We start from the raw sequence: 12,408 nt of genomic DNA on the forward strand, positions 1-12,408 counted from the left end.
GTTATCACTTCACAAAAGGATGCCGCTGCTATCCCTCACGGGGGCATTTTGCATCTCAATTTCATACCATTCAACGGATTAAAATCCGTTGCTACAAGATGTGTCGTTCCTACGGAACTTATTCTGTTGCTAGCGAGAGCGTCCCGCTCGTGCCTATCTCAATATTTAATTTTACCTTTTTTTACCTGCCTATGTTGGTTGGCACGAGTGGGATACTCGCGCTAGCTGGGTCTATCGGCAATAAATTATTTTATTCAGGATTCGCCTGTAATATATTTACTTTTAATTTAGTTATTTCAGATAAATAATTAATTATCTCTTCTTGCCTATTATTGTCATCTTCAAGACCTCTACTAGTATCCCAATGTCCATCATCATTAAATTTAATAAAATAAGATGGAGTTTGATTCTCTCCGGTATTTGGATTTATAGGTTGAATATAATTTATAGATTTGATTTCAGAAAAGGAATAAGTTTTATCTGTAAAAGTTAAAAAATCATTTAATACAATTTTTTCTTTATAAATATTAACCGAATAATCAGACAAAAGTATCATTAATACAACAGCTCCAATTCCTGATATCCACATCATATAATTAAATATTTTCATTCCATCGGCACCAGTTTTTAAATCCGAATACAAAATAAATTCATCAAAATCCTCTTTTAATATAAACTTATATATAAATATCATTGGAAACTTTACAAAGCCAAAAGACAAAACTAGTGCTGGCATAAACCACATTAATCTACTTGTAACTATATGGTATGTAATTTCAGAATCATTATTCTCTGGCGAATAAAAAATTATTGAGAATAATAAACCAATTAAATAGGTCATTAAAGGAATTAAAATCAATATTAAAATCAAAGACAACTTATCCCATTTCTGATATTTATTATTCAGAGCTGGAAAATCAATTTCCGAATGGTTTACTGGTAATTTGAGAGGCACGAATTTTGCAAGTAAAAATATAACTAGTGCTGTGATTGGGTAAATTAACAAAGTCATTTTTAGTGTTTTTTATTATTGTTGTTTTTAATCAAACATTCTAAAATCTTTTGTTGACTACATCCTCGCCATCGAAACCCTTGGCTTATAATCCTTCGCAATATCAGCAATCAATTTAATGTGTGCTGGAGTTGTTCCGCAACAACCACCAATTATATTTATTAAATTATCGTCTAAATACTCTTTGATGAAAGCTTGTGTTTGTTCTGGGGTTTCGTCGTATTCTCCAAAGGCGTTTGGCAATCCTGCATTGGGATGTGCTGACACATTGAAAGAAGTGTTTTGAGACAAAGTCTGCAAATACGGTTTCAATAAATCGGCACCTAAAGCGCAATTGAAACCTACACTTAATAACGGAATGTGCGATACCGAAACCAAGAAAGCTTCTACCGTTTGTCCTGAAAGTGTTCTTCCTGATGCATCGGTAATTGTTCCTGAAACCATGATTGGAATATCAATGCCACGTTCGTCTTTAACTTGTTCGATAGCGAAAAGTGCTGCTTTGGCATTAAGCGTATCAAAAATAGTTTCTACCAATAACAAATCGCAACCTCCATCCATCAAGGCTTCTACTTGTTGTTTGTAAGCTATACGCAAATCATCAAAAGTTACGGCTCTGTAACCTGGATCATTCACGTCTGGAGACATACTCGCTGTACGGTTTGTTGGCCCGATCGAACCCGCAACAAAACGAGGTTTGTCAGGATTTTTTGCGGTGAATTCGTCGGCTACTTCACGGGCTAATTTTGCCGATTGGTAGTTTAATTCATATACATAGTCCTCTAAATGGTAATCCGCCATTCCGATAGTGGTTCCTGAGAAAGTATTGGTTTCTACAATATCAGCTCCCGCTTCGTAATACAAGGCATGCACTTCTTTGATGGCTTTCGGTTGTGTCAATGACAATAAATCGTTGTTCCCTTTTAGCGAATGTGGAAAATCCTTGAATTGTTCTCCTCGAAAATCTTCTTCGGAAAAATTATAGCGTTGCAACATCGTTCCCATCGCTCCATCGAGTACGAGAATTCGTTTTTTGATTTCTTCTTGAATGTTTGGCATAATATTTAGCTTTTGGCTTTGAGCTTTTGGCTTTTGGCCGTGTTATTTTCACCTATTACGCAAAGGCGCAAAGGATTATATTCTAAACTCAGAATGTGTTGATTCCTATATTTTTAGCCCTGATAGAAGTGGAAATCCTTTGTGGCTGGAGTTCAGCCGCAAAGATTATAACGTATAGCAGGATATAGCTCCTAAAAAAAAGCTACCGTTTCTAAAAAAATAAATGTTATCGTAAAATGGGAGAGGATTTCTCGCAGTTATCTTTTCCCGTTTGGGACAGAATGTAGCACCTTCTTTACGGCTAAAGGGTTGCTAAGGTTTCACTGGGTCTTTCCCTCCGCCTTTCGTGATAACAATCAGTAAAATTATGAGCGCTGCAAATGTAATACTAAAAATTAAAATATGAAATAATTTCTGTTTATGCTTTAAATAATTTAAAAATAGAAAATCAACCTACAATACTTCATTTTTTATAAATTAGTACGAAATACTAAGCGCTGTTTAAATAGAATGTCATACTACATAACATAATTTAGCAAACGTTCAGATGAAAAAAAAAAATGTTATTTTAGTCCAAATCGATAAATAAATCCAGTCTTTTATGACTCTGGTGCAAGTGCAATCTCTAATCCTCCTAAAGCATTTGTTAGATAAATTTGGCATCCCAATCGACTATTGTCTTTTACATTAAAGGCTTCTGAGAGCATGGCTTCTTCGTCATCGCTCATTTCTGGCAAAGTCACTTGGTTTAATATATAACACTGGCAAGAGGCACACATAGCCATTCCGCCACATATTCCAATGGTTCCTGCTGGAGCCAATTCGTACGCACTCACGAGTTCCATGACATTCATATTCATGTCTGTGGGTGCTTGTACTTCGTGAGTTATTCCTTCTCTATCGGTAATTTTAATAGTTATATCCTGTGTCATATTCTATATTTATGTATCAATACAATAAATTGCATTGATGTATTAATTTTTAATCTATTGCTTTAACTACTGATTTGGGTGCCTCCTTACGAGTACCGTCGAATCCATCGATACCTGAAACAGTAGTGTATTTCATGACAAATTTCTTGCCAGGATTGATAATTTGATAAGCTGCCTGACACATTAAAGTTGCTTCATGGAAACCGCATAAAATCAATTTCAGTTTTCCTGGGTAGGTATTGACATCTCCTATGGCAAAAATTCCAGGAATATTGGTTTGATAATCCAACGCATTGTTTACTTTGATGGCATTTTTTTCGATTTCTAATCCCCAGTTTGCGATTGGACCTAATTTTGGTGTTAATCCAAAAAGCGGAATAAAATAATCACAAGGAACGTTACGATGTGCACCATTTTCATCTAAATCTACAGACTCAATATGTTCAGCCCCTTTAATACCAACAACTTCGGCAGGTGTTATTAATTTAATTTTTCCGGCGTCTTTTAATTCTTGTACTTTATCGACAGAATCCAAAGCACCTCTAAATTCATTTCTTCGGTGAACCAAAGTCACTTCGGAAGCAATATTAGAAAGAAAAATACTCCAGTCCAAAGCAGAATCTCCACCACCAGCAATTACGACTCTTTTATCTCTAAATTTTTCTGGGTTTTTGATAAAATATTTGATTCCCTTGTCTTCATAAAATTTAAGTCCATCAATAAGCGGTTTTCTTGGTTCAAAACTCCCTAATCCACCGGCAATAGCGATAACAGGGGCGTTAAATTTCTTCCCTTTATTTGAAGTCACAATAAAACTTCCGTCTTCTTGTTTTTCGATGGTTTCGGCACGTTCACCAAATGTGAAACCTGGTTCAAATTGCTTGATTTGTTCCCTTAGATTATGTATTAAATCACCTGCCAATACTTCTGGAAAGCCCGGAATATCAAAAATAGGTTTTTTAGGATACAACTCGGACAATTGACCTCCAGCTTGTGGCAAGGCATCCAAAATATGGCATTTTAATTTTAATAATCCTGCCTCAAAAACGGCGAATAAACCTGTTGGTCCCGCTCCTATTATTAGTATATCTGTTTTAATCATTTTATTTGTGTTACCTCCCACCAGTCTCCTCCAAAGGAAGGGGAACTGAGACAGAGTTGTTTATGGTTTATATTTATGTATTCTGTTTATTCTTTGTTTTTCAAAGCTTGAGTGATTTCGTTCATTCGTTGCACTTTGTTTTCGAAGTTGCCTTTTAAGGTTTTACGATATTCGTTTAAGTTTTCGACCATTTTATTGATGTCTTCTGGAATTACCTCTTCAAAAAATTCGCGTAATCTTTTGGCTGTTGTTGGCGACTTCCCGTTGGTTGAGATGGCTATTTTTACGTTTCCTTTGGTTACGATACCCCCCAAATAATAATCACATAATGGCGGTGTATCGGCGATATTGCAAATCAAATATCTTCGTCGGGATAAATCGTACACTCGCTTGTTGACTTTTAAATCATCGGTGCAAGCAATGACCATGTGGCGTTTTTTGAGCATTTTTTTCTTGAACTTCGCTTTAGTCAATTTTACCGAAGGATGATTTTTGACTAGGGCTTCTAATTCAGGTAAAAACTGGGTTGCCACGACCTCAACATTAGCATTAGGACTGGATTTGAGCATGAAAGACAATTTCTCTAAACCTACATTTCCTCCGCCTACTATAAGAACATTCAGATTGTGTAGTTTTAAAAAAATAGGATATAATTCGTTTCTTTCCGCAACACCTTCCAAAGGTGAGGAATCTTGATTATTTGAATTTATTTCGTCTGACATATTACAATTGTATTTAGCGTTAGTATTTTCAAAACAATTAATATTCTGAAAAAAAAAATTTAAACCATTAAGAAAATTAAGGTTCATTAAGAAAAAAGAAAACATTAATCTTTAAAAAATTAAATTCGCTCTCGTTTTGCTCAAAAAAATTAAACCATCAAGAAATTTAAGCTTTATTAAGTCAAAACTTAATTTCCTTAATTTCCTTAATGGTTTAAAAAATGGGCCGAAAAATAATTTATCCTCTAGCGCAAATCTTATTTGACTCCAGTTCTTTGTATATTTCTTTGAGATTATTTCGTTCTCGGACTACTTCTCCGATGACAATAATCGCTGGATTACTTAATTTTTGCTCCAATACAATTCCTTGAATGGTGTCTATGGTTCCAATGCCCACTTTTTCAGTTGGAGTTGTTCCGTTTTGAATAATTGCAATAGGGGTTTTTCCTTTGGATTCGTTTTGGAACAAAGTAACTATTTGTTCTAATTTACTCATTCCCATCAAAATTACGACTGTTGCCGATGATTGAGCCGCAAGGGCAATATCATTGGATAAATTCCTGTCGGATGTTGTTCCTGTGATGACCCAAAAACTTTCTGACACCCCCCTTTTTGTCAATGAAATTCCTTGATAAGCTGGAACGGCAATGGCTGAAGAAATTCCCGGAACCACAAAAGTTGGAATTCCGAAACTTTCTACAAATTCTATTTCTTCGCTTCCTCGTCCAAAAATGAAGGGATCTCCGCCTTTCAATCGAACCACATTTCCATACGTAAGGGCATTATCAACAATCAACTGATTAATTTGATCCTGCGTATACGAATGAGCTCCTTTTCTTTTCCCTACGAAAATCCGTAAGGCAGTTTTGGGTGCGTGATTCATTATTTCCTCATTGGCCAAAGCATCATACAAAACCACATTCGCTTCAGCAAGTGCCCGCACGCCTTTGAGCGTAAGCAAGTCGGGATCACCCGGACCCGCACCTACTAAAGTTACTTTTGGTTTTATACTATTATTAAGCATTCGCTAAATCTTTTGCTCTGTAATCTTCTAATTTTTGGAAAAACTCGGTTACTTCTTGAATGTATTTTTTTGCAAATGCTTCAGAAGGTTCGTTTTGATTGATCTGATACACGACATCTTTGAAAGAAGCTCCTAACTCAATTTTATTAGAATCTATAAAATAAGTGTCAAATAAATCGATAATACCAGCGTGGTGATTCGTTTTTTGGCTTTCTGCCAATAACAAGGCTTTTGCTCCATTTACGAAACCAGCATAGGCTAAATAAATAGCATCTGACCATTTTTTATCTTCGAAAGCTTCATTGGCAAAAGTGATTTTGTCTTTAGCTTCGAATAATAAAGTCGCAACTAAATCAATTACAACACCAGCACATTCTCCAACTCCAATTGCTTTTACATAATTGTCTGCATTTCCCCAATCTACGAAATCCTCTTCCGTAAGGTTGGTTACATCAGATAAAGGTTTCAAAAAGTCGAAGAAATACGTTTGCCCTTTTGCATCATAATGTTCTAGGAAAGAATTTCCGTTTGCATTCGCTTCGAAATCTGCTAAAATTGCGCGCAAAGCATCAGGACCACGACGGCTAGGAATTTTGATTACTTTATCAGCAAATCTTCCTACTCCATTTCCTAAATTTCCACCACCCAGTAATACTTGAAGTGCTGGTGCAACTAATTTCCCTGAATTGATAGACATTCCTTGGAAACCAATATGCGCCATATTATGTTGTCCACAAGCATTCATACAACCACTAATTTTAATTGTTAGATCAGTATTGTTGGCGTATTGTGGGTATTCTGCTGCTAAAACCCTTTCTAATTCTGCAGCTATTCCAGTACTGCTAGCTATTCCTAAATTACAAGTATCTGTACCAGGACAAGCGGTGATATCGCCAATAGTATCGTAACCTAAAGTCACCATATCCAATGTAGCTAATTCTTGGTAGAAAAATCCTAAATTTTCTGCTTTAATGTTGCGAATAACAATGTTTTGTCTTAATGAAAAACGCAATTCGTTGGTTCCGTAATTTTTGATCAAATCGGCCAATTGTCTTGCTTTGTCTGTATAAAAATCCCCTAAGGCAACTTTCACTCCAATGGCAAAATAACCAGCTTGTTTTTGAGCAAATACGTTCGATTTTTTCCACGCTTCGAAAGCTACAGCATCATCAACTGTAACGGTAGGTACTGATAATAGTGTTTCTGGTATAGCACCATCAAAAGCAGTTGTATCTATTTCGAAAGAATGATAGGGTAAAGCTTTTTTCTCTGCTTCAACCAATTTCAAGAACTCGTCTCTTCCTAAATCTTTAATCAAGAATTTCAAACGAGCTTTTAATCTTTTAGATCTTTCACCGTAACGGTCAAAAATTCTTAGAACTCCTTCAATTGTTGGAATTAATTGATTTACGGGAATAAATTCTGATAATAATTCAGCGTGATGTGGCTGTGAGCCTAATCCTCCACCCAACATTACTTTGAATCCTTTTTTGCCATCTACAATTTTTGGTATAAATCCTAAATCGTGTAAATAACTCAAAGCAGTATCTTTATCCGAAGACGAAAATGACATTTTGAATTTACGCCCCATTTCTTGACAAATAGGATTTCTCAAGAAAAATTGAAAGGCAGCGTGTGCATAAGGCGAAACATCAAATGGTTCCTCTACATCGATTCCTGCCGTCTCACTAGCTGTAATATTTCTCACGGTATTTCCGCAAGCCTCGCGAAGTGTGATATCACTTTTTTCTAATTCAGCCCAAAGTTCTGGTGTTCTATCTAAACTCACATAGTGAATTTGAATATCCTGACGTGTTGTAATGTGCAATCGTCCGGTAGAATATTCATCTGAAACTTTGCAAATTCGGTTTAATTGCTCACTGCTCACTTTACCAAAAGGCAATTTGATACGTATCATTTGAACGCCTTCTTGACGTTGACCATATACTCCTCTTGCTAAACGAAGACTACGAAAACGTTCGTCATCGATTTTACCATCTTTAAATAAGGCTATTTTTCTTTCTAAATCGATAATGTCTTTTTGGACAATTGGATCTTCTATTTCTGTTCTAAAACTTTGCATAATTTTTAGCTTTTAGCTATTAGCTGATGGCTGTTAGCTGTTTATGATTTTTGTTTTTCGCTTTTAACTTTTGCCAAGTGGCTTTTACCTAATGGCTATTTTATAAATCCTACTCCTGCAGTTGTGTTAGTCGCTGCATCTATTAATATAAAAGCACCGTTTGATTTGTTGTCATTATAGGCATCAAAATAAATGGCTTTGCTCAATTTAATATTCACTTCTCCAATTTCATTTATAGCTAATTGAGATGCTTCTTTTGTTCCTGAATAATCAGTAGCAATTACATTCTTTACACTATCAATTTTGGCTAAAACTCTGTTCGTATTGTGTTGTACAAAATATTTTGCCCCTGGAACTAGTTTTTTACTGTCCATCCAACAAACCGTTGTGTTGATGTCTTTTTCAACTTTAGGTAATTCGCCAGATTTTACAATCATGTCTCCTCTAGTTACATTGATGTCGTTTTCTAACTCAATTGTAATAGAAGATCCCGCAGTGGCTTCCTCATATTGCTCTTCAAAAAAGCGAATGTTCGTCACTTTAGATTCTGTCAAAGAAGGCAGGACAGTAACGGCATCACCAACTTTTATATTATTACCATATAATTTTCCAGCATATCCTCTAAAATCATGATATTGCTCCGTTTTTGGGCGAATAACTGTTTGAACTGGAAAACGCGCTTGTCCATTATCGTAAATGTCTTTTGGTTCTAAAGCTTCTAAATGTTCCAAAATAGTTTGACCATCATACCAAGGCATTTCTCCTAATGATTCTACAACATTATCTCCAGTCAAAGCACTCAAAGGAATATAACTTACGTTTTGTTCTTTGTAGGCGCTTTTTGCATTTAATGCTTGAAAATCCGCTTTAATTTTGTTGTACACTTCTTCCGAATAATCAACTAAATCCATTTTATTTACTGCAACAATTACGTCTTTTACTCTCAATAAATTATTAATGAAAAAGTGACGATACGTTTGCTCAATTACGCCTTTACGAGCATCAATCAAAATAATAGACACTTGAGAAGTCGAAGCACCTGTAACCATGTTACGTGTGTATTCTACGTGTCCCGGAGTATCTGCGATGATGTAACTTTTCTTAGCAGTAGAAAAATAAATATGAGCTACGTCGATAGTGATTCCTTGCTCTCTTTCTGCAACTAATCCGTCAGTAGCCAAAGAAAAGTCAAGATAATCATATCCTTTTTGCTTGCTGCTTTTTTCTATTGCTTCTAATTTATCTGTAGTTAACGATTGAGTATCGTATAATAATCTTCCAATTAATGTACTCTTTCCGTCATCTACACTTCCTGCTGTTGCTATTTTTAAAACTTCCATTTTTTATTTTTTGTTTAAAGTTTAAAAGGTTTAAAGTTTGAACTAAAATCCAACTTTTTTATACCTTTCACTTATGCCTTATTACTTTTGACTTTTGACTTATTTTAAAAATACCCTTGTTGTTTTCTTTTTTCCATCGCAGCCTCAGAACGTTTATCGTCGATTCTGGCACCTCTTTCGGAGATGGTTGACAACCTAATTTCGCCAACTACCTCAGAGATTGTAGCTGCATAAGAATCAACAGCTGCTGTACAACTCATATCTCCTACAGTTCTAAAACGAACAATTCTTTCTTCAACAACTTCATCTTCGTCTTGATAAACAAAAGGAGAATGCGACCAAATCATACCATCACGAATAAATACTTTACGTTTGTGTGAAAAGTAAATCGATGGAATTTCAATTTGCTCTTGTTCGATATAACTCCAAACATCTAATTCTGTCCAATTCGAAATTGGAAAAACACGTACGTTTTGACCATTTTCTATTTTACCGTTCAATAAATCAAACAATTCTGGACGTTGGTTTTTTTCGTCCCATTGGCCAAAATCATCACGAACAGAGAAAATACGTTCTTTTGCTCTTGCTTTTTCTTCGTCACGACGTGCACCACCAATACAAGCATCAAATTTGAATTCTGCGATAGCATCCAACAAAGTAGTTGTTTGCAAGCTATTTCGACTTGAATATTTTCCTGATTCTTCTACTACTTTTCCTTCATCGATAGCATCCTGTACATGACGAACAATTAATTCTAAACCTAATTCTTTTACCAATCGATCTCTAAATTCAATAGTTTCAGGGAAATTATGCCCTGTATCTACGTGCAACAAAGGAAAAGGAATTTTCGCAGGGAAAAATGCTTTTTGTGCCAAACGCACCAGCGTTATTGAATCTTTTCCACCGGAGAAAAGCAAAACTGGTTTGTCAAACTGAGAGATAACCTCTCTGAAAATGTAAATCGCTTCGCTTTCTAAAGCATTTGTTTTTAATATTGAACTCATTATTATTTGATAATTTGTTTATTCGGTTAATCGGTTAATCGATTAAACACCTAAACGATTAAACTTTTATTTTTGGTGTAAACCACATTCTTTATGACTGGATTCCCACGACCATCTTCCTGCTCTAATATCTTCGCCAGGAAAAATAGCTCTCGTACAAGGCGCACATCCTATACTCACAAAACCTTGTTTGTGTAAGACATTTTGTGGCACATTATTGTCCTCAATGTATTTTTGAACCTCTTCTAAAGTCCATTTTAACAATGGATTGAATTTAATAATGTCAAAATGAGCATCGTATTCAAAGAAGGCCAAATCGTTTCTATTCTCTGATTGCTCGGCACGTAAACCTGTAATCCAAATCGAATTTCCTTTTAAAGCTTTCGTCAATGGAGCTACTTTTCGAATAAAACAACATTCTTTTCTGTTCTCAACCGATTCGTAAAAGCTGTTAGGACCTTTTGTTTCTAGTAATTTCTCTACTGAAGCTGTATCTGGAAAACAAACTTTAATTTCCTTTTTATACTTTTTTAATGTCTTGTGAAAAACATCATACGTCTCTTGAAATAATCTCCCTGTATCCAAAGTGAAAATGGTAATTGGCAAATTATTTTTGGCAATCAAGGCAGTAATCACTTGGTCTTCTTGACCGAATGAAGTCGAGAATACCACTTTTTCTTTGAATTCATTAGCCAAAAAAGACAAGGTTTCCTCAATCGAGAAATCCTTTGTTTTTTCTAATAATGTTTGAACTATCATTTTACTCATTTGATTTTATTTTTTCATAAATCTATTACCCTATCGGTTTAGTAGATTACTTGGCAAAAGTACTACTTATTTCTATATATCAAAATAATATTTTGCCTTTTTACTAAAAATAGACAGTTTATTCATTAACACTCAATTAAATTGTAATAAAAGGATGGCTTTTGTTTTCAATGTTTCAAATGAAACTTCTCATTTAACAAAGATAACTTTACGTCTCAAATAATTATTAATCTAGTCCGTTAAAAAATTAATAAAAAATAATAGAATAGTAGTTATATACTGATAAATCTTAAAAAGATATTTATACTTGAACTCGATTAGTGTTATTATTTAAAAAATAGCTAATTGTAGATTTACAATGACAAATACCCTATTATAAAAAGGTTTTAGGTTCTTTCGAAGTATATCATAAACCAACTATAAAATAACTTTATTTACACATTTTTAAAATAAATTAATAAATAGTCTATAAAGTCGATAGGATAATTGTAAAATAGTTTTTACTTTTGAACAAAAAATTTCTAATGGATTTTCAAATAGGATTAGTAATTGCAGGTTTGGCTGTTGGTTTTGTAGTAGGTTTAACCGGTGTTGGTGGTGGTTCTTTAATGACCCCCATATTATTATGGTTCGGCATTCCCCCAACAACGGCTGTAGGAACTGATTTGCTTTATGCGGCTTTTACCAAAATGGGTGGTGTTTTTGTACATCATAAAAAAAGCAACATCAATTGGACCATCACGGGTTGGCTTTCTTTAGGAAGTGTCCCTGCTGCTTTATTAACTTTATGGATTCTTCACAGTATAAAAACTGATATTACTGCCTTAAATGCAATAATAAAATACAGTTTAGGTTGGGCGTTACTTTTTACTTCCGTAGCTGTTTTGTTCAAAAAAAGACTATTAGTTTTTTCTCAAAAACATGCTGGTGATAAGTTTCATAATGAGAGTAAAACTCAAAATTTTTTAACTGTCCTTATTGGTGTAATGCTGGGTGCCACTGTAACCTTGACTTCAATAGGCGCGGGTGCTTTAGGTACTGTTACTTTGTTTTTTTTATATCCACTTTTACCAACTCCAAGATTAGTTGGAACTGAGATTGCACATGCAGTTCCGTTGACTCTAGTCGCAGGATTGGGTCATGCTACAATGGGGAATTTAGATTTAGGTCTGTTAGGACAATTATTAATAGGATCACTTCCTGGAATTATTATTGGAAGTATGTTGAGTGGTAAAGTACCCGATTTAATACTAAGAAATGCTATCGCAATAATGTTATTTTTCGTGGGCTATAAATTGGTTTTTTAAATTATAGTATAATAGTAATTACTTAAAAAAATGCTCTTTCACTAATATTTATGAA

Annotated in this window: 11 protein-coding genes and 1 riboswitch; of the genes, 1 reads left to right on the forward strand and 10 read right to left on the reverse strand. The window is 34.6% G+C overall.

Going from position 1 to position 12,408, the window contains the following annotated elements:
• Nucleotides 1-250: 250 nt before the first annotated feature.
• The 10 genes from E0F76_RS00170 to E0F76_RS00215 form a co-directional block, all read right to left on the reverse strand.
• Nucleotides 251-1,012, reverse strand: a complete 762-nt coding sequence (locus E0F76_RS00170; RefSeq protein ID WP_132000317.1) for a hypothetical protein — start codon at nucleotides 1,010-1,012, stop codon at nucleotides 251-253.
• A gap of 57 nt (nucleotides 1,013-1,069) precedes the next feature.
• Entirely contained in the window at nucleotides 1,070-2,071 is a 1,002-nt protein-coding gene (locus tag E0F76_RS00175; protein ID WP_132000318.1) for a homocysteine S-methyltransferase family protein, read from the reverse strand.
• 254 nt (nucleotides 2,072-2,325) lie between these two features.
• Nucleotides 2,326-2,427, reverse strand: a riboswitch (SAM riboswitch).
• Nucleotides 2,428-2,670: 243 nt separating this feature from the next.
• Nucleotides 2,671-3,003, reverse strand: a complete 333-nt coding sequence (locus tag E0F76_RS00180) for a 2Fe-2S iron-sulfur cluster-binding family protein (protein ID WP_132000319.1) — start codon at nucleotides 3,001-3,003, stop codon at nucleotides 2,671-2,673.
• Between the two features lie 49 nt (nucleotides 3,004-3,052).
• Entirely contained in the window at nucleotides 3,053-4,105 is a 1,053-nt protein-coding gene (locus E0F76_RS00185; protein WP_132000320.1) for an NAD(P)/FAD-dependent oxidoreductase, read from the reverse strand.
• A gap of 86 nt (nucleotides 4,106-4,191) precedes the next feature.
• On the reverse strand, nucleotides 4,192-4,827 hold the full coding sequence (locus E0F76_RS00190) for a precorrin-2 dehydrogenase/sirohydrochlorin ferrochelatase family protein (RefSeq protein WP_132000321.1): 636 nt from the start codon (nucleotides 4,825-4,827) through the stop codon (nucleotides 4,192-4,194).
• Nucleotides 4,828-5,065: 238 nt separating this feature from the next.
• Nucleotides 5,066-5,851 carry a uroporphyrinogen-III C-methyltransferase gene (gene cobA / locus E0F76_RS00195; protein WP_132000322.1) on the reverse strand — a complete coding sequence of 262 codons (786 nt, stop codon included), beginning with the start codon at nucleotides 5,849-5,851 and terminating at the stop codon, nucleotides 5,066-5,068.
• The gene (locus tag E0F76_RS00200; protein ID WP_132000323.1) at nucleotides 5,844-7,934 is read right to left on the reverse strand and encodes a HEPN domain-containing protein; all 2,091 of its coding nucleotides are present in this window, start codon (nucleotides 7,932-7,934) and stop codon (nucleotides 5,844-5,846) included. Before E0F76_RS00200 ends, cobA begins: the two co-directional genes overlap by 8 nt.
• 95 nt (nucleotides 7,935-8,029) lie before the next feature.
• Complete coding sequence (locus E0F76_RS00205) at nucleotides 8,030-9,274, reverse strand: sulfate adenylyltransferase subunit 1 (RefSeq protein ID WP_132000324.1); 1,245 nt, start codon at nucleotides 9,272-9,274, stop codon at nucleotides 8,030-8,032.
• 104 nt (nucleotides 9,275-9,378) lie between these two features.
• Nucleotides 9,379-10,278, reverse strand: a complete 900-nt coding sequence (cysD, locus tag E0F76_RS00210) for a sulfate adenylyltransferase subunit CysD (protein WP_132000325.1) — start codon at nucleotides 10,276-10,278, stop codon at nucleotides 9,379-9,381.
• Nucleotides 10,279-10,344: 66 nt separating this feature from the next.
• Complete coding sequence (locus E0F76_RS00215) at nucleotides 10,345-11,046, reverse strand: phosphoadenylyl-sulfate reductase (protein WP_132000326.1); 702 nt, start codon at nucleotides 11,044-11,046, stop codon at nucleotides 10,345-10,347.
• Nucleotides 11,047-11,570: 524 nt separating this feature from the next.
• On the opposite strand from E0F76_RS00215, the gene E0F76_RS00220 reads away from it, so the two are divergent.
• The gene (locus E0F76_RS00220) at nucleotides 11,571-12,353 is read left to right on the forward strand and encodes a sulfite exporter TauE/SafE family protein (protein WP_132000327.1); all 783 of its coding nucleotides are present in this window, start codon (nucleotides 11,571-11,573) and stop codon (nucleotides 12,351-12,353) included.
• Nucleotides 12,354-12,408 lie beyond the last annotated feature (55 nt).

The sequence above is a fragment of the Flavobacterium cellulosilyticum genome (assembly GCF_004349355.1).
Lineage (GTDB): Bacteria > Bacteroidota > Bacteroidia > Flavobacteriales > Flavobacteriaceae > Flavobacterium > Flavobacterium cellulosilyticum.